This window comes from Mesorhizobium sp. NZP2234, from assembly GCF_013170765.1.
GTDB classification, from domain to species: Bacteria; Pseudomonadota; Alphaproteobacteria; order Rhizobiales; family Rhizobiaceae; genus Mesorhizobium; species Mesorhizobium loti_D.
In genome coordinates, this window is sequence record NZ_CP033364.1 from 4,677,606 (window position 1) to 4,694,470 (window position 16,865).

20 protein-coding genes and 1 tRNA gene are annotated in these 16,865 nt (G+C 62.2%); 7 read left to right on the top strand and 14 right to left on the bottom strand.

Annotated elements, in window-relative coordinates; translation table 11 throughout:
- Window positions 1-32 precede the first annotated feature (32 nt).
- From EB230_RS23165 to EB230_RS23180, 4 genes are read right to left on the bottom strand one after another with little or no spacing between them, the layout of a single operon-like run.
- Window positions 33-452 carry an MAPEG family protein gene (locus EB230_RS23165; protein WP_056562596.1) on the bottom strand — a complete coding sequence of 140 codons (420 nt, stop codon included), beginning with the start codon at window positions 450-452 and terminating at the stop codon, window positions 33-35.
- A 25-nt stretch (window positions 453-477) separates the two neighbouring features.
- Window positions 478-1,101, bottom strand: coding sequence for a hypothetical protein (locus EB230_RS23170; protein WP_056562601.1), 624 nt, complete (start codon window positions 1,099-1,101; stop codon window positions 478-480).
- Entirely contained in the window at window positions 1,052-2,554 is a 1,503-nt protein-coding gene (gene guaB, locus EB230_RS23175; protein WP_172374026.1) for an IMP dehydrogenase, read from the bottom strand. The genes EB230_RS23170 and guaB overlap by 50 nt, the downstream gene beginning before the upstream one ends.
- The gene (locus tag EB230_RS23180) at window positions 2,512-2,904 is read right to left on the bottom strand and encodes a hypothetical protein (RefSeq protein ID WP_172370961.1); all 393 of its coding nucleotides are present in this window, start codon (window positions 2,902-2,904) and stop codon (window positions 2,512-2,514) included. The genes guaB and EB230_RS23180 overlap by 43 nt, the downstream gene beginning before the upstream one ends.
- Between EB230_RS23180 and EB230_RS23185 the strand changes: the two genes are divergently transcribed.
- A complete protein-coding gene (locus EB230_RS23185) occupies window positions 2,837-4,258 on the top strand; it encodes an MFS transporter (protein WP_172374027.1) in 1,422 nt (473 codons plus the stop codon). The genes EB230_RS23180 and EB230_RS23185 overlap by 68 nt on opposite strands.
- 5 nt (window positions 4,259-4,263) lie before the next feature.
- On the opposite strand, the gene EB230_RS23190 is transcribed toward EB230_RS23185, so the two are convergent.
- Together EB230_RS23190 and EB230_RS23195 are read right to left on the bottom strand one after the other, a co-directional pair.
- Complete coding sequence (locus EB230_RS23190; RefSeq protein WP_172374028.1) at window positions 4,264-5,061, bottom strand: RlmE family RNA methyltransferase; 798 nt, start codon at window positions 5,059-5,061, stop codon at window positions 4,264-4,266.
- Window positions 5,058-6,479, bottom strand: a complete 1,422-nt coding sequence (locus EB230_RS23195) for a Ppx/GppA phosphatase family protein (protein ID WP_244493879.1) — start codon at window positions 6,477-6,479, stop codon at window positions 5,058-5,060. Before EB230_RS23195 ends, EB230_RS23190 begins: the two co-directional genes overlap by 4 nt.
- A 354-nt stretch (window positions 6,480-6,833) precedes the next feature.
- On the opposite strand from EB230_RS23195, the gene EB230_RS23200 reads away from it, so the two are divergent.
- The 3 genes from EB230_RS23200 (at window position 6,834) to EB230_RS23210 (ending at window position 8,848) form a co-directional block, all read left to right on the top strand.
- A complete protein-coding gene (locus EB230_RS23200) occupies window positions 6,834-7,766 on the top strand; it encodes a lysylphosphatidylglycerol synthase domain-containing protein (protein WP_056562614.1) in 933 nt (310 codons plus the stop codon).
- A gap of 178 nt (window positions 7,767-7,944) precedes the next feature.
- Window positions 7,945-8,018: transfer RNA gene (locus tag EB230_RS23205), tRNA-Gln, on the top strand.
- Window positions 8,019-8,302: 284 nt separating this feature from the next.
- Window positions 8,303-8,848 carry a hypothetical protein gene (locus EB230_RS23210; RefSeq protein WP_172374029.1) on the top strand — a complete coding sequence of 182 codons (546 nt, stop codon included), beginning with the start codon at window positions 8,303-8,305 and terminating at the stop codon, window positions 8,846-8,848.
- 47 nt (window positions 8,849-8,895) lie between these two features.
- On the opposite strand, the gene EB230_RS23215 is transcribed toward EB230_RS23210, so the two are convergent.
- Genes EB230_RS23215 through EB230_RS23225 form a run of 3 tightly spaced genes read right to left on the bottom strand, consistent with a single transcriptional unit; the run spans window position 8,896 to window position 10,071 of the window.
- Window positions 8,896-9,150, bottom strand: a complete 255-nt coding sequence (locus tag EB230_RS23215) for a hypothetical protein (RefSeq protein ID WP_172229000.1) — start codon at window positions 9,148-9,150, stop codon at window positions 8,896-8,898.
- Window positions 9,147-9,920, bottom strand: a complete 774-nt coding sequence (locus EB230_RS23220; protein WP_172374030.1) for a hypothetical protein — start codon at window positions 9,918-9,920, stop codon at window positions 9,147-9,149. Before EB230_RS23220 ends, EB230_RS23215 begins: the two co-directional genes overlap by 4 nt.
- The gene (locus EB230_RS23225; RefSeq protein ID WP_172374031.1) at window positions 9,913-10,071 is read right to left on the bottom strand and encodes a hypothetical protein; all 159 of its coding nucleotides are present in this window, start codon (window positions 10,069-10,071) and stop codon (window positions 9,913-9,915) included. The genes EB230_RS23220 and EB230_RS23225 overlap by 8 nt, the downstream gene beginning before the upstream one ends.
- A 197-nt stretch (window positions 10,072-10,268) precedes the next feature.
- Between EB230_RS23225 and EB230_RS23230 the strand changes: the two genes are divergently transcribed.
- Window positions 10,269-10,502, top strand: coding sequence for a helix-turn-helix transcriptional regulator (locus tag EB230_RS23230; protein WP_246738839.1), 234 nt, complete (start codon window positions 10,269-10,271; stop codon window positions 10,500-10,502).
- Entirely contained in the window at window positions 10,502-11,095 is a 594-nt protein-coding gene (locus EB230_RS23235) for a hypothetical protein (RefSeq protein WP_172374032.1), read from the top strand. Before EB230_RS23230 ends, EB230_RS23235 begins: the two co-directional genes overlap by 1 nt.
- A 309-nt stretch (window positions 11,096-11,404) precedes the next feature.
- Here EB230_RS23235 and EB230_RS23245 read toward each other — a convergent pair whose 3' ends face one another.
- On the bottom strand, window positions 11,405-11,833 hold the full coding sequence (locus EB230_RS23245) for a hypothetical protein (RefSeq protein ID WP_172370963.1): 429 nt from the start codon (window positions 11,831-11,833) through the stop codon (window positions 11,405-11,407).
- Window positions 11,834-11,882: 49 nt separating this feature from the next.
- Here EB230_RS23245 and EB230_RS23250 point away from each other — a divergent pair, with 49 nt between their 5' ends.
- Window positions 11,883-12,200 carry a hypothetical protein gene (locus tag EB230_RS23250; RefSeq protein WP_172374034.1) on the top strand — a complete coding sequence of 106 codons (318 nt, stop codon included), beginning with the start codon at window positions 11,883-11,885 and terminating at the stop codon, window positions 12,198-12,200.
- 58 nt (window positions 12,201-12,258) lie between these two features.
- Here the strand turns inward: EB230_RS23250 and EB230_RS23255 are convergent, their stop codons facing one another.
- Genes EB230_RS23255 through EB230_RS23270 form a run of 4 tightly spaced genes read right to left on the bottom strand, consistent with a single transcriptional unit; the run spans window position 12,259 to window position 16,603 of the window.
- Window positions 12,259-12,597 (bottom strand): hypothetical protein, encoded by a 339-nt coding sequence (locus tag EB230_RS23255; RefSeq protein ID WP_172374035.1) that lies wholly within the window; start codon window positions 12,595-12,597, stop codon window positions 12,259-12,261.
- A complete protein-coding gene (locus tag EB230_RS23260; protein WP_172374036.1) occupies window positions 12,594-15,617 on the bottom strand; it encodes a phage tail tape measure protein in 3,024 nt (1,007 codons plus the stop codon). Before EB230_RS23260 ends, EB230_RS23255 begins: the two co-directional genes overlap by 4 nt.
- A 3-nt stretch (window positions 15,618-15,620) precedes the next feature.
- Window positions 15,621-16,121 carry a hypothetical protein gene (locus tag EB230_RS23265; RefSeq protein WP_172374037.1) on the bottom strand — a complete coding sequence of 167 codons (501 nt, stop codon included), beginning with the start codon at window positions 16,119-16,121 and terminating at the stop codon, window positions 15,621-15,623.
- Window positions 16,121-16,603: a hypothetical protein gene (locus EB230_RS23270; RefSeq protein WP_172374038.1), complete on the bottom strand. Its 483-nt coding sequence runs from the start codon at window positions 16,601-16,603 to the stop codon at window positions 16,121-16,123. Before EB230_RS23270 ends, EB230_RS23265 begins: the two co-directional genes overlap by 1 nt.
- Window positions 16,604-16,865 lie beyond the last annotated feature (262 nt).

Genomic DNA, 16,865 nt, shown 5'->3' on the forward strand with positions numbered 1-16,865 from the left:
TGACTTTTCGCCCCCAAGGGCCGGTGCGCGGCCTAAACCACGCCCAGCAGATGCAGGGCGAGCCAGATCCAGCCCAACAGGATGATCACGGCTCCAAAAGAGAAAGAGCGGCTGCGCAGCAGCAGATTGTTGCTGGTCAGGTGAACCCAGGCGTGAAAGCAGCGCGAGGCGACAAAAATCCACATCAGTGCCAAGGTCAGATAGTTGACGCCATTGGTCACATGCAGCGTCAGGCACAACACATAGAAAAGCACCGGCAGTTCGAACTGGTTGCTGAGATTGGCGGCAACGGTGACGCTGGAGGCCGGCTCGGTCGAGCGGACCTTGTATTGACCAACCTTGGCCTCGCCTGACCTGATTGCACCATATCTGCGACGACCCAACACGGCGTAGACGATATAGATCAGCAACACCTGCGCCAGTACCGGCCAGAAAATCGCGGTCTGGTTCATGATGTTTCCCCTGCCCTGTCCAGCATCAAGGCAGGGGTCTCTGGCCAATCAGCCAGAAAGCGGCGATGACGACCACCGGGATGGCAAGAAGGGCGAATTTGGCGACGATCAGCGACGAGGCGAAAGACAGCGAATCCGGGTTGGCCGACAGGAAATCGGACAGAAGGCGCGCCACGGCGATATTCTGCGCATAGTCGGCAAGCGTATAGGGCAGCACCAGCACCAGCGCGAAGATCGACTGCGCCTGCGGCGGCAGCACGCGGAAATTCTTCAGGCGCCGGCCGGAGGCCAGGATCAGGCTCACCAGGGTCAGCGACAACAGCGCCGGGAACAAGAGATCAAAGGTGAGGTAGTGCCAGACGAGGATGATCTCGCCGCCGCGGCGGCCAAGCGCCGTCAGCCAGGCCATGCCTTCGTCGGGCGTGAAGCCGAAATAGCGCATGTCGAGCGACGGCAGGCCGCCGCTCAATTGACGGAAATAGAAGAATTCCAGCAGCGTCATGGCCATAAAAACCGACGCCGACAGGAAACAAAGCGCTGCCGCGTGGCGAGACAGCCGCAGGATCGTCGCGGTCAGGCTTCGCCCGAGCCCGTATTGCTCAGGCTCCGCCGGGATAGTTCGGGCTTTCGCGGGTAATCGTGACGTCATGGGCGTGGCTTTCACGAAGTCCGGCGTTGGATATGCGCACAAAGGTGGCGCGCTCGCGGAAATCGGCAAGGTCGCGGCCACCAACATAACCCATAGCGGCTTTTAGCCCGCCTGCAAGCTGGTGCAGCACGCCAGACACAGGTCCTTTGTAAGGGACCTGGCCTTCAATGCCTTCCGGCACCAGTTTCAGCGTGTCGCGAACCTCGGCCTGGAAGTAGCGATCTGCCGAGCCGCGCGCCATGGCGCCGACCGAACCCATGCCGCGATAGGCCTTGAAGGAGCGGCCCTGGTGCAGATAGACCTCGCCCGGGCTTTCGTCCGTACCGGCCAGCAGCGAACCGATCATGGCGGCGCTGGCGCCCGCGGCGAGCGCCTTGGCAAGGTCGCCGGAATATTTGATGCCGCCATCGGCAATCACCGACACACCTGATTTGTGCGCCGTCTCGACGGCTGACATGATGGCTGAAAGCTGCGGCACGCCGACGCCGGCAACGATGCGGGTGGTGCAGATGGAGCCCGGGCCGATGCCGACCTTGACGGCGTCGGCGCCAGCGTCGATCAGCGCCTGCGTGCCTTCAGCGGTCGCGACGTTGCCGGCCAGGATGCGAACCGAATTGGAAAGCTTCTTGGCACGCGTCACCGCATCCAGCACGCGCTGCGAGTGGCCATGCGCGGTGTCGATGACCAAAAGGTCGACGCCGGCCTCGATCAGGCGCTCGGCACGCTCGAAGCCGTCGTCGCCGACGCTGGTGGCGGCTGCCGCACGCAGGCGCCCCTGCGCATCCTTGGTGGCGTGCGGGTTGAGCTGCGACTTCTCGATGTCCTTGACGGTGATCAGGCCAACGCAGTTGCCCTTCTTGTCGACGACGACGAGTTTTTCGATCCGGTGCTGATGCAGGAGCCGCTTGGCCTCGTCCTGGTCGACATTCTCCTTGACCGTGATCAGGTTTTCACGGGTCATCAATTCGTAGACCTTCTGCGCTGGATCGGAGGCGAAGCGCACGTCGCGATTGGTCAGGATGCCGACCAGCCGGCCGGTCTTGTGGCCGCCCGTGTCGCCATTCTCGACCACCGGAATGCCCGAGATCGAATAGGTGCGCATCAGGGACAGCGCGTCGGCCAGCGTGGCGTCGGGGCCGATGGTGACCGGGTTGACCACCATGCCGGATTCGAATTTCTTCACCTGCCGCACCTGTTCGGCCTGTTCGGCCGGCGAGAAATTGCGATGGATGACCCCGATGCCGCCGGCCTGGGCCATGGCGATGGCAAGACGCGCCTCGGTGACGGTATCCATCGCGGCGGAGAGGATCGGCACGTTCAGGTCGATGTCGCCGGCAATGCGGGTCCGGACATCGGTTTCGCCCGGCATGACCTCGGAATGACCCGGCTGCAAAAGCACGTCGTCAAAGGTCAGCGCCAGTGCGCCGGTGGACGTTTCGATGATTTTTGCCATGGCCAGCCCTTTAGAATGCGGAAAAAGCGCTGGACCGGGATGGACAGCGCCGACTCGTTCTTCCCTTTCAGGATTGGCGCTGGCTGGTAACACGTCGCGGCGCGGATGAAAAGCCGATCGTTGCATCGCACAACGGCGTTATCGCTTGATTTGGCGCCACCGCTGGTTGCAGTCGCACAAAAGTGACAGCAAATTAACACGACATTGGTGTCCAGCCGTGATAACCGCGCCCCTGCACCGGCTCCCTCCCGGTCGGAAACAAAGTTCGAAACGGTCACGCTCGTGAATCGCACCATCCCGCTCATCCTGGCGGTCGCACTTTTCATGGAGAACATGGATTCGACCGTCATCGCGACATCGCTGCCGGCGATCGCCATAGACATCCATACCAGCCCTATCGCGCTCAAGCTGGCATTGACTGCCTATCTGGTGTCGCTGGCCATCTTCATTCCGATCAGCGGCTGGATGGCCGACCGTTTCGGCGCCAAGAATATTTTTCGCGCCGCGATCGCGGTGTTTATCGTCGGTTCGGTCGCCTGCGCCCTGTCAGGTTCTCTACCGGCCTTCGTGGTATCGCGGTTCCTGCAAGGCATCGGCGGCGCCATGATGACGCCGGTCGGGCGCCTGGTGCTGGTGCGGGCCACACCCAAGAGCGACCTGGTCGCCGCCATGTCCTGGCTGACCGTTCCCGCCCTGGTCGGACCGCTGGTCGGCCCGCCGATCGGCGGCTTCATCACCACCTATTTCACCTGGCACTGGATATTCCTGATCAACGTGCCGATCGGCCTGATCGGCATCTGGCTGGCCACACGCTTCCTGCCGGAAACCGAATCGATGGAAACACCGCCGCTCGATTTCGTCGGCTTCGTGCTGAGCGGGGTGGCGGCATCCGGTGTGGTGTTCGGCCTGTCGGTGGTCAGCCTGCCCTATCTGCCGCCGGCGACCGGCTTCATCACCGTGGCCGTCGGGCTGCTGTCGGGCGCGCTTTACCTGATGCACGCGCGCCACGCCAGGAATCCGCTGCTGGCACTCGAACTGTTCCGCAACCAGGTGTTCCGCTCGTCGGTGCTTGGCGGCTCGCTGTTTCGCATCGGCATCGGGGCGGTGCCATTCCTGCTGCCGCTGATGTTCCAGATCGGCTTCGGGCTGACGCCGTTCCAATCCGGCATGATCACCTTCGTCTCGGCGATCGGCGCCATCGGCATGAAATTCGTCACCGCGCTGATTTTTCGCGTTGCCGGCTTCCGGCGCGTGCTGATCGTCGGCTCGCTGGTCGCCGCCGCATCGATCGCCATTTACGGCCTCTTCACCCCCGAAACACCTTACGTGCTGATGCTGGCCATATTGCTGGTCGGCGGCTTCATCCGCTCGATGTTCTTCACCGGCGTCAACGCGCTTTCCTATGCCGAGGTGTCGGCCGAGGACACCAGCAAGGCAACGCCCATCACGGCGGTGTTCCAGCAGTTGTCGATCGCGCTCGGCGTGGCGCTAGCCGGCGGCATCCTGGAGGTCTCGACCTCGATCCATGGCGGCCCGCTAACGCTGGGCGATTTCCATATCGCCTTCTTCATCGTGGCGGCCGTATCCGCGGCGGCGTCGCTGTCGTTCATGCGGCTGGCGCCCGATGCGGGCAACGCCGTCTCCGGCCATGGCCGGCTGACAACGCCCAAGACGCTGGAACCTGCGAGATCGCCGGGGGAGTGAGCCGCCTAGGCTTCAGCGTCTCCCGGCCCTTCGCTGTGGCTCCGGGCGCCCATTCCCTTCGGAACGTCCGCTGGACGTTCCGATCCGCCTGATGGCGGACCGGACTCTCGCCCCTTGAAATCCTTGGCCAGCAGATAAAGTTCGACCGATTCATCGCGCGAGGCCGGCGGCTTGACGTGATGGACGGAGCGGAAGTTCTTCTTCAGCATCGAAAGCAGCTCGTTTTCGGCGCCGCCCTGGAAGGTCTTGGCCAGGAAATGCCCGCCCGGCTTCAGCACGGACAGCGCGAAATCGGCTGCCACCTCGCACAGATGCATGGTGCGGATGTGGTCGGTCCGCTTGTGGCCGGTGGTGGGCGCGGCCATGTCGGACAGCACGACATCGGGATCGCCGCCCAGTGCCTCGGACAGCTTGCGCGGTGCATCCGGATCGAGAAAATCCATCAACAGCACCGGCGCGCCGGGCACGGCATCCATCTCCAGATAGTCGATGCCGACGACATGCGGATTTTCCGCCGTCGATTTCGTGCGCGCGGCCGCCACCTGGCACCAGCCGCCGGGGGCAGCGCCGAGATCAATCACCTTCATGCCGGGCTTCAGGAGATGGTGCTTGTCGTCGATTTCGATCAGCTTGTAGGCGGCGCGCGATCGGTAGCCGTCGGCCTTCGACCGCTGGACATAGGGATCGTTGATGTGGCGCTGCAGCCAGCGGCGCGACGATTCCTTCAGGCCGCTCTTTTTCTTGATCCGCGTCTTCAGCACACGAATGCCGGCGGACCCTGGGTTTTCCGGTTTCTTGGTCATTGCCGGCCACCACGCCCATCGTTGCGCCAGACGCCGTCATCGGCCATCAGCTCGCTCAATATACCTTCGCGCAGGCCACGGTCGGCGACGCGCAGCCGCTCCGAAGGCCAGACGGCGCGTATCGCTTCCAGGATGGCACACCCGGCCAGCACCAGGTCGGCGCGGTCCGCACCGATGCAAGGGTTGGCGCAGCGTTGCTGGAAATCCCAGCCCACCAGCCTCTCCACCATGCGGTCGACGCTGTCGCGGTCCATCCACAATCCGTCGACCCGACGCCGGTCGTAACGTTCCAGATCGAGGTGAACGCCGGCCAGCGTCGTGACCGTGCCGGAGGTGCCGAGCAAATGGAAGTTCGGGCTGGCCTTGAGGTGGCTCAGCCGGTCGCGGCCATCGAAGGAGGCCAGCCGGCCGGCAACGTCGTCGACCATGGCGGTGAAGATTTCACGCGTCACGGTGCGGCCGCCAAAGCGCTCCGCCAGGGAGACGACGCCGACCGGCAGCGACGTCCACGAGACGATGTGGTTGGCGAGTCGTGGGGAACGGCGGCCGGTGAGGTCGATCAGCGCGATTTCGGAGGAGCCGCCGCCGATATCGAACAGGACGACGCCCTGCGTGTCACGCTCGACCAGCGAGCCGCAGCCGGAAACCGCCAACCGTGCTTCGGTCTGGCGGTCGATGATCTCGAGCTTCAACCCGGCCTCGCGCTCGACGCGTTCAAGAAACTCGACGCCGTTCTCGGCCGAGCGGCAAGCTTCCGTGGCGATCAGCCTGGCCTTCCTGATCTTGCGGCCGCGCAATTTGTCGCCGCAGACCTTCAGCGCCTCGACAGCGCGGTCCATCGCCGGCTTGCCGAGCCGGCCATTGGCGGTGAGCCCCTCACCCAGCCTGACGATGCGCGAAAAGGCGTCGATGACGCGAAACTGGCCATGCCGCGTGGGAACGGCGACCAGCAGCCGGCAATTGTTGGTGCCGAGGTCGAGGGCGGCGAATACGGGAAGCTCGTGCGCCGGCTGCCGGCGGGTGCCCTGCTCGTGGCGCGGCATCTGGAGAACGGGCGAGATCACCGGGCCGGCCGGCGGCTGCTTCGGCTCAACGGCCGAAGCAGCCGCCTTGCCTGGCACCGGCGATCGATTGTCCTGCGCTTCGTCGCGCGCAAAAACCTTGCGCCCGCGCCTTCGCTTGCGCCGCTTCTTGGGTTTGCCCTTCTGGTGATGGGTCGCGTCGCCCGCCTGCCCGTCGGCGGAGCGCGGCTCCGTCGGGCGGCGTTGCTGCCAACCGGCTGTCCCCGAGCCCGATGGCCCTGGGGAAGCGCTGGACGCGCCCACCTCCGACGCGCCTGCGCCGGTGTCGCGGTCTTCCACTGTCGTTCCTTCCGGCGCCGCGCGAACCGGTGACGGACGCAGCTGGCGCTTTGGCATGTTTCAAGTTGCCGCCAGACTAACAGCGCCGTGCCCGATCACCAAGAGCCGTACGCCGAATTTTGCCGGCTGGACGCCAACCGCCTTTCGCCCCGCCGCGAAATGTTCCAGCAAGGCTGGGTTGGCACGCGATGCCGGCGAAGACAATCTCCTGTCAAAGCTATCACCATACGCCGGCGCCTTCGCGCCATCTTTCCTGCGGACGGATCTTTGCCGGCTGCGGCGCGACAAGTGTTCGCGGTTGAATAGCCGGCTTCAATGAGGCATTTCTGAAATGTACGGAGGTCGCCGGGCAACCGGCTTCCCACAATCAGGCGAAAAGGAAGCGGACACGCAGCGCATGGCAGTCAGGCAATGAACTGGAGACGTTATTTCTGGCCGGTCGTCGGCATCGCCGCGGTGATCTTCTCGCTGCTGCTGCTCTGGCACGAACTGCGCGGCATTTCGCTCGACGATGTCTGGGACGGGCTCGCCGCCATTCCAACCCGCGGCTGGATCCTGGCAGCGTTGAGTTCGGTCATCGCCTATGCCGCTCTCGCCGGCTATGACCACATCGCGCTGCTGCATATCGGCAAGCGGGTGTCGTGGCTGTTCGTGACGCTGTGCTCCTTCACCACCTACGCGCTGTCGCACAATATCGGCGGCTCGGTGTTCTCCGGCGCCGTCATCCGCTACCGCGCCTATGGCACGAGGGGCCTGACCGGCCAGGATGTCGGCGTGCTGGTGGCGATCTGCTGGATCACCTTCGTGCTGTCGACGATACTCGCCTCCGGCCTCGTGCTGGTGTTCGAGCCCCAGATCATCGACCGCTTTTCGGGCATCGCCCATCACGGCCTGTCGGAAGCGGCTGGTATCGCCATGCTGCTGGTCGTCGCCGCCTACGTCTTCGGCAGTTGGCTGCATCTGCGCCCGCTTAAGATCGCCAGCTTCCAGTTGCACTACCCGGCGCTGCCGATCGTCGCCAGGCAATTGCTGATCGGCCCGATTGAATTGCTTGCAGCGGCCGCCATCATCTTCTTCGCCCTGCCCGAGGCCCACAATCCCGGCTATTTCGTCGTGCTCGGCGTCTTCCTGGTCTCCTTCTCGGTCGCCCAGATCTCGCACGCGCCGGGTGGGCTGGGCGTGTTCGAGGTGGTGTTCCTGGCCGGGCTTTCGGACATGGAGCCGGTCGGCGTGCTGGCGGCGCTGCTGGTGTTCCGGCTGTTTTATCTCATCATCCCGCTGTTTCTGGGCTTGGGTATCGTGCTGTTCTTCGAGCGTTCGCAGTTCAGCCGGACGGAGAGCTGAGGCGCGGATTGGATTTCATGTCCGCGCGTGGAGCGCCGCGAGGCAACGAGTCTGCACCCGGCAGACAAAACGTGGCGATTGAACCACAAAGCAGGCTTGACTATTTTCCGCCGGCGGCTACAAGGCAGCGCTCAAGCGGCTCAGCCGTTCGGCCCGCGCGGTTCGTGACCGCGCCTGCTGGGGAATAGGTTAACGGTAGACCCACGGACTCTGACTCCGTTAGTCCTGGTTCGAATCCAGGTTCCCCAGCCAAGACTTTCTCAAGTAAAAACAATTGGTTAGATGAAGGTAGAGCAGCCCGTTGGTGTTGCAGCCATTTTCCTGCCCTGTGACACGCAAACCCTTGCATTCCGGGCATGTCCCGCTTTGTCCCGTTCAGTCTGTGCAACATGACTGCAACACGGAGAGGACGCTTTGTTCCCCCGATGTTCGGCCGCTGCTGCTAGGGAACCCTTCCAATTGCGGTGCCAGTCCTTTCCTGCAACTATCGGCAGGTCCATGCTGCTACTTGAATACGACATGGGCAGGGTGGGAAAATGGTAGGAATTGCTCCCGAGGTCTGGTTTCCGATCATTACGCTCGGAGTAGGCGCCGGTATCACTGCGCTTTCCCAAAAAATCTCGGACACACGCCAACTGACAAGGGAGAGGGAAGCACGCCGTGAGCAACGCCGTGAGACGATCAGCTTGCGCCGGGTTGAGTTTCAGCGAGCTACATTGCTTGAGTTGCAGGAGCGGCTACTGGATCTAGGTCGGATGGTGACCAGGGCGCAATTGGAGGATTTCCGTGCCTTGGAAACATCAGGAAAATGGCGCTTAGGCAAGCTTTCCGAAGAAGTGAATGAAGGGTGTAGGTTGGCCCAGGCGTCAGTCACTCGCCTCTTAGAGAGAGTGCGGGATGACCAAGTTAGGGCACTTGCATCATCATTTAGCGAAATCTGCGTTTCGGTGACGCTCGCACGGAGCAAAGCGGATTCCGATAGTTATTACAACAAAATGTTGCACACCTCGGGCGAGTTGAACGCTCGATTAGGCGTGGTTCTTCGCAGCCTGGACGACGACGAAGACCACATAATCAAATAAGCCCGCCACCGTGAGGCCAGCGGGCCAAACTTATCAGCGTGATAAATTTACAGGCCCTGCCCTCCCGATATAAAGCCGGGGCCGTCGTAATCCCCGTGGTCGTCCTCCCGCTCGTCGATGGCTTCCCGCTCGTCGTCGCCTTCGCGATCGTCCATGGTGCGCTGATCAAAGCCAGCGTGGTATGGCTCAAGGTTCTCGTCGCCATCGATCTCGTCGAGCAACGAGAGCAGGTTCTCGATCGTCGTTTCGATGCGAAGGCGCAGCGTCGGCGTCATGCCGATGAACAGGGTCTGGCGATTCATGACGCACCAGCCTTCCCGGCTACACGAGCGATGTCGTCCATGATGAAGTTGAAGTCTTCCCCGTCGTACTCCCACACCCGATGAACCCGCACCTTGGAGGCAAGGTCTTCAAGCGTCGCGGCAGGGTAGCGAAGGAGCGCGTTGGCCGCGTCCGAAGTGCGGTGCGTGGCGTTTTTGTATGCTTTATCGAGCTTGCCGAAGCCCGTCTTGCGGCGAGCAGCAGCATCGGCCTTCTCATACGCGCGCATTGCCTCGGCATGTTCGACGCTGGCGCGGCTCGGCGGCAGCTTTGCGAGGTCGGCAACAGCCGTCTTGCGGAGCGTTTCGACTTCCTCCGGTGTCATTTCACCCATGACGGGCCGCCAGCCCGTGGAGTCCATATAGCGCCGCTCGGCTGCATTCACCGCCGGTTCCATGGCGCGGAGCGCAGCCCATTCGGCATGGAAGGCAGCTTCCAGTTGGGCTACTCGGGGAGAAGGAGAAGGCGACCTATCAAGGCTTTCGAACACGACAGGATGCTTGCGCTGGCTGTAGGGGTAGACGTGGGCCTTCCAGATATCGGGGACGCCATCAACGCCAAGGTCGACCATCCAGTCGTCCATGGCCCGCGCCAGGGCGAAGGCGAGGTTTTTGACGCGGGTAACAGGCGCCTCATTGACGACAGCCGCCGCCACGTTGCCGGGAGCGACTATCGCAGCGAGTGTAGCGGCAAGGCCTGATCCTGTGACGGCCAGAGCTTTACGGCGGTTGAAATTGGGCATGTCATCCATGGAAGTCCTCCTCGAGGTTGGTCATTGCGCGGGCGCCGGCGTCGTACAGGACGTTGGACGTCTTCAGGAGCAGGTAGGCGAGGCAACCGCGCGCCAGCCGCGTTCTCAGGGCTGCTACTGCCAGCAACAGCACGGTGGCAGCGAAGGTCATGATGGCCTCCGCTGGATAAGCAGGATGTGGCCTGAAAATCGGCCGATAATGGCTATCCTGGCAGCGGGCATAGCTTCGCCGGCCGCCGGAACATGGGTGTTCGGCATTGGTTGCTCCTGTAGCTATCTAAGTGTACAACGTACCAACAGATAGCGACGAAACGCCTTTCCGTCAACTTGCATAGGTACAATGTACAAATGACGCCGGTTCAAATGCGCATGGCTCGGGCTGCTCTTGGCTGGGGAGTGAGGGATCTCGCCGAAAAGGCGGGCGTGACCGCAAACACGGTGACGCGCATTGAAAACGGTTCAGACGCAAAGCAATCGACTGTTGCTGCTCTGCGCGCTGCCCTCGAATCGGCCGGGGTTGAGTTCATCCCCGAGAATGGCGGCGGTGCCGGGGTGAGGCTGAAAATGAGAGGCGGTGGCTAGTGACGGCGCTCTCAAAGATTGATGCCGCGCGTCGCCAATTATTGGCAGCGATCCACATTCACTGGTATCTCGACGAGCCGTTGGCCGTCTACACCCTCGCTGCAAACTCCTGGGAAGTCGCGGACGCCTTGATCAACCACCAAGGTGGCAAACTTCGAATGATCGACCAGTTCGTTGCCGCTCATGGTAGGCCGGCAAAGGACTTTCGCGATCAGCTAAATGGTCCGCGGAACTTCCTAAAACACGCCGATCGCGACCCGGACGCTTTACTAGCCAGCATCTCGGACGAGGACTGCGACAGCACCGTCGGCGTAGCCTGCCTTGATTATATGGTCGCATCGGGCCGGAGCCCGTACATTCTCGGTCTATTCATGACATGGTACGCGGCCCTCTACCCGGCCAAGACAGGCGATTTCTTGCGCCGCGAAGCCGAAGCCGTTTTTCCAGGGCTCGCAACTATCTCTAGGAAAGATCAGTACGCCGCAGCACGAGCTTCGGCCACAAAATGGGGCAAGTCGCCGTTGATGGCGGATGCAAAGAACGAACTGACAGACAACTCTCGGTGGACCAAGTTGCGAAACGCGCTCGGCTAAAGCCTTCTGTGAGACGTCCACTGCGTCTAACTGGAAATCGTCAAGCACGCCCTTGCGCTTGTGTTTGTCCTGTCCCGGCGCGATGCTCGCGCTCGGGGTGATTATCAGACAGCTTGGCTCCCGCGCGCTGTAGGGCGTCATCCACCCTTCGCCTTGCCGTAGCCGGTCGGGCTGGTATCGGGAGTGTAGATCAGCCCGACATCATTGCCGTTGCATTTCTTGCAGCGAAGCTTCGGCCTGATATCCCATTCCATGGCTGGCGCGTCCGGGCCGAATCGGTCGCGGAGTTTCGGAAGGTCGAGCACTTGCTTATGATGGCATGCCGAGTTGTGGCAGAACGCCGTCACCGTCATCTTGCCGTCGATCAGAGATTGGTACGTCCAGCCCTTGCCCATGGGGCCGATATAGCGCGGCGCGGGGAAGCCCGCCAGCGCGCGGCGCGGCCGGCTGGTGCTTGGCTTGCCATTCCTGCCAGGCGCGCTCTGCCGCGGCCCTGTAGCCGGCCGGCATGGGCAACCAATCGTCTGGTGGCAGTCGCATGGTCCACTTGGGATCGCGAAAGCCCCAATGCTCGAGCCCGACCATCTGGGAGCCGTCAAACCACACGGTCACATTGAGTTTCGCGAAGTGCAGCACCTTGGCTTGCCACCATGTGCGCTCGATCTCGTATTCGCCGGCGCCTTCGGCCCACCGCGACCAGCCCTTGCCAGGCCGCTCTGTAAGCTCGGCATCGCGCATATATTAGCAACCCCTTGACGATATGATTTGCCGCTCCAGACTCTGCCTTATGGCAAAGGGCTCAATCAAGGTCGGTGACGAGGTCGCGATCACCGCGACAATAAGGAAGCGCGTGACGGAAGACAGGGTCAGCGTGCTGATCCCGTCATATCACCAGCCGCACTCGATCGTGGACACCACAGCGCACATCAGCAGTGGACAGAAGATCGAGCTAACCGGCGAAGTCACCCACGTTGACGCGGAGGCCCGAACTGTCACCATCAACTTGGGCGGCGTCCCCGTTACTGTCAAAGCCGACACTGTGACGCTGGTAACCGCCTACGTGCCACCGAAGCGAAAGACACCCCTGGTCGACAAGCCGATTTAAAACGGCCAAGCCAGCGCCAGCACGACGCCGGCGGACAGCGCGAAGGCGAGCCGGGCGATCATGCCTGCCCCTCGGCCGGGCCATAGGCCATCTGCACGATCTCGGCCGCCGTCATCATGGCCAGCGCGTATTCGTTGCCGAAGGCCTGCCACAGTGTGAACGGGATCGCGACCTTGACGGTTGATCCGTCTTCCATGTCCATGATGATGCCGACCCACTCGCCTTTCGGCGCCGGGCCGAAGTGCAGGCCGACAACATGCCTGCTTTTGAAGTCACCGAACCGCTCCTGAAAGGTGGCTTGGTGAGCACGTACAGTAGGGTCATGCTGATCACCGGGCTTCGGGATAGTGGCCGGATCGAAGTCGGGCATGTCAAAGTCGCTGATCTTCTCGGTCATTTGCCACCCCTCAGCGGCTTGCGGCCAGTGCTCAACAGCCCGCTCTTGACCGCAAAGCCCTGCAACTTGCGCACAACATGCCCCTCGCCGATCAAATCGAAGACGTCTTGCGGGCCGAGACCGAAGTCGAGCCTGACATGTGTCAGCCCGGACGCTCCAGCGATCGCCGAGCCACCACCGGCCGGGATTGGAACCATACCACCACCGGCGAGGCGCGGGATGGCGAGCGAGCGGCCGATGTTGTCGACGAAGCCGCCAACATTGAAGCCACGGAACCCAGCAAGGACATCCTTGCCATAGTTCCAAGCGTTGAGCACATCGACGCCAATCCGCTTCACCGCGTCGGCTGTGAAGACGTATTCGCCGTTGGAGAGGTAGGCCAGGATCGAGTCGCTCTTCGGTCCACCAGGACCGCGCACGGCACCGCCACCGGCGAAGCCGCCTTGCGAGCCACCTCCGCCGGATGAAGACGAGGACGACGAGCCCGCCGCCTGCGCCCGGAGAGCCGATGCCGCGGCGGCTGCCTCGCGCAAGGCCGACAGTATCGAAGCGATCTGCGAATTGATCTGCGCGGCCAGGCTGGTGACGATGCTGGACAGATTGGCGAAGCCGCCCTGCAGCAACGACCGCAAGCCGCCAAGGATGGTGCCGAACTGCCCCGGGAGCACTGCGAAAGGCGCAACGATCGCCTCCGCTGCGGCCTGTGCTGCACCAGCATCGAGGCTGCCCAGCGAGCTGTTAAAGCCGGCTGCAGCTTGTTCGGCCGCCGGCGCGATCGTTCCGATTGAATTGGTGATGTCGTTGCTGACGCCATCCACCGCCTTGCTGGTGTCGTCGACGGAACCCTTCAGCCCGTCGAGCGCCTGCTTGCCTTGATCGGCGCGATGGGCCACGCCGTCGACGACATCGAAAACCTCTTTCGACAGTTGGCCACCAGCCCCGCCGCCGCGAAACACGCTGATCTGATGATCGAGGTTCTGGACCTTGGTGGCTGTCTGATCGACCGCCGCACCGACGGTATTGGTGTCGGCAGCGGCGGCGGCAGCGGCCTGACCATAGCCGGCAATGCCGCGTGCTGCTTGCTTGGCAGCGAAGTCAGCGTCGGTCATCTTGCCCGTTACGAAAGCGAACTTGTCGGCCATCTCGCCAACGGCGCCAGAAGTAGTGGTCGCGTCCTTCGACATATCCAGCCATGATTTGGCCAGTTTTCCCACATCGTTGCCGATGTTTGCAGCGCCGATCTTGGTAATTTCGGAGTTGAACTGCTCGACAGAAATCTTGCCTTCCTGAAGCGACTTCGCGACAGCGAACATCGCTTGAGCTGCGGCATTTCCAAGATCGCCTTCGAAGTGAGGCAGCTTGTTGACGAGGTTGGACAGCGCTTCGTTAAACGCCGCCGTGTCCTTTTCGAGCGCATCGGCGGTCTCAAGGCTCAGCCGATCCCTTACCTCCTGGGTCATCTTGGCAAGCGAGCCGCCGGCCTTCTGATAGGCCGCATCGACCTCGTCGACGACTTCCTTGTGCCGTTCCAGCGCCGCCGTTGCATTGCTGGTGCTGGTCGCCCATATGGCGATGCCGGCGGCTACCGCCGCGATCGGTATAAGCCAGGGATTGGCGACCAGCACAGTACTGATGGAAGCAATCGCTTCGACCACCAGAACGACTGCCGACCAAAGCACCCTGAACCCGCCGACCAAGCGAATGAGTGCGCCGCCGATCAGCACCTCTCCGGTCGTGATGTTCGTGCCAAAAATTCCATTGAGTGCACCGGTCAAGAGGTCCGCGGCTTCATGCACTTTCTGCATCGCCGGGATGACGACGCCCGTGGCCACATGCACGAAATCGCTGCCGAAGCCGACGATCGCATCGCGCCATGAGATCAGCCATTTGTTCGAGGTGACGTCGGCATCCCTGCCGGACAGCGTGGCGAAAAAATCCTTGATGAAGACGGTTGCGGCCTGAACGCCGTTGCGGACGAAATCGAGGATCGCGGCACGATTGCGGACGATGATATCGCGAAAGGCGTTGGCTCCGGCAGTGAAGGCTGGGGCGAACAGCAAGCCGATCTGGCGCGACACGCCGGCGACCGTCTTCTTCAAATCGCCGAGCGACGTGTTGAAAGCCTCGGCGGTCTTGATCTGGTCATCGGAGAAGACGATGCCAAGTCGTGCGGCTTCATCCTCGAGCGCCTGGATCCCCTTGGCACCCTCATTCAGGAACGGGATGAGCTTAGCACCCTCCAGTCCGAACAGCTTGAGCGCGATGGCTGATTTTCGGGCGCCGTCAGGCATTTTCTGGAAGGCGTTGGCGACCTCAAGCAGAAGTTTTTCACCATCCTTCAGTTTGCCGCTGGTGTCTTTGACCTTGATGCCGAGATCATCGAAACCAGTTTTCGCTTTCACGGTTCCGGCCTTGACCTTGGATGCGGCGGCACCGAAACGCGTCACCTCGACGCCGATATCCTTGAATGCCTGGACCGTGTAGCCGGCACCCTGGGTGATATCGGTGGCCGCTTGCTTGCCATCGGCACCGAACCTCTTGAGCGCCGTGCTCATCTTGCCGGTGTTTTTCACCGTCTCGTCGGCTGTTTTGGTGATCTGCTTGTTGAAAGCATTCATCGCCGTGTTGAAGTTCTGCTGGCTGACATCCGATTCGCCGGCCGCGAAGGCCAGCTTTTGATAGGCTTCTGCCTGAAGACCGGCACCAGCGGCCGCCTTGCCAGCGGCGTCGGCGGCTTCGGCACCAGACTTTGCAAGCAGCAGTATGACAGGGGCAGCAGCACTGACCGCCGCAGAGACCGCGCCAATGCCGAGGGCAACGCGCTCGAAAGTGGATGTGATGTCGCTGCCGAAGTTGTGAAGCGCATTGCCGACGTTGGCGAACGAGACGTTTTTGGCAGCGGTATCGATCTTTTTAAGCGCAGCCTCGCCGGTGGTTCCGAGCTGTTTCAACTCGGTCGTCATCTCCTGGCCGCCCAAGAGCTTGATCAGGACATTGATCGCGTTTCGTTTGTCAGCCATCGGTCAGGCTCCCGCAAGCTGGGCTAGGGCCAAGGCCAGTGAATCCGGCTGCGTGTGGCGCAGCGCCAGCGAGGCCGAGCCGCGGCGATGGTTGGTGAAATGTTTGCCGGCCATGTCGACGCATCCGGCCGCCGGGATTTCGGGAAATTCAACAGCCAAGTTGAGCGCTGCCAGAAGCTTGGCGTCATTGCCGTTGCAGCCTCTCACGACGTCCATGAAGCGCCTGCCCTCCGCCTTCGCGCCAACCTTCTTGCCTTCGGCTATGCCCTCGAAATGGCCCGCCGATCGGGCTGCTGCGCATGCGCGCTCGTGCTCGGCCGGCGACGCCGTGTCTTCCTCGGCCGGCTCTTCGGCCATCAGCCGGGCCTCGCGATCGGCGCGCAACTCTTGCGCCAGAGAGGCGGTCACGGATCTCGCCGCCCCATAATCGAGATCGAAGTCGAAGTCCTGCCGCTGCTGCGAGATCAGCACCGGCTGGCCGTATTGATCGAGAATGTAAGGCATCAGGAATCCTCCTCGTCGTCTGGCTCGTCGTCGGGAAGACCGGCGCGAAGGTTGTTGGACATTTCGTCGAACTTGTCGGAAAGACGCTGCCGGCCGGTATCGATGATCGCTTCGATGCGCTGCCGTTCACGGGGTTCTCTCGTTATGCGCGCCGGCAAGCCGCCAATCGCCTGGAGGAAATCACCAGTCACGCGGTCCAGCGCCGCCACCGCCTCGCCCATATCGACGATCCGCCGGTCTTCACGGGCAATACGCAGTTCAATTTCAGCCGCTCGAGCATCCTGCGCCCGATTGCTCGATGCGCTTTTAGTCTGCCCGGCGATCGTGCCCTTCAAGAATTTGATGTAGCCGCGAACCGCTGCCTGTAGCGGATATCGGCCGCGCCCCAAGCTTCGGAATGTGGCCTTCCCTGACAAGCTGGTCGAGCCTGCTGGACCTGCCAGCGTCTTGCGGTCGATGTCGTCCGGCGGCGTTTTAGACAATTATTCCTCCCGCCGAGCGAAAGGAAAGCGGGAATTTGTGCACCGCAAAAACGCACGGTCCCCGGCCTAAGCCGTCCCGCATTGCTGTTCGACCTCCCAAAAGGAACCTATTTAGGGGGCAGTGCAGCATAAACCATTGTGCACTGCATATAGTTTGGAATGATTTTCTAATTTCGATCAGTTCGGGGGTGGCGGCCGGCGCCCGTCCAACGAGGCGCCGGCCGCCCTTTGCTGCCGATCGAACGGAGATTGATCCGATCGA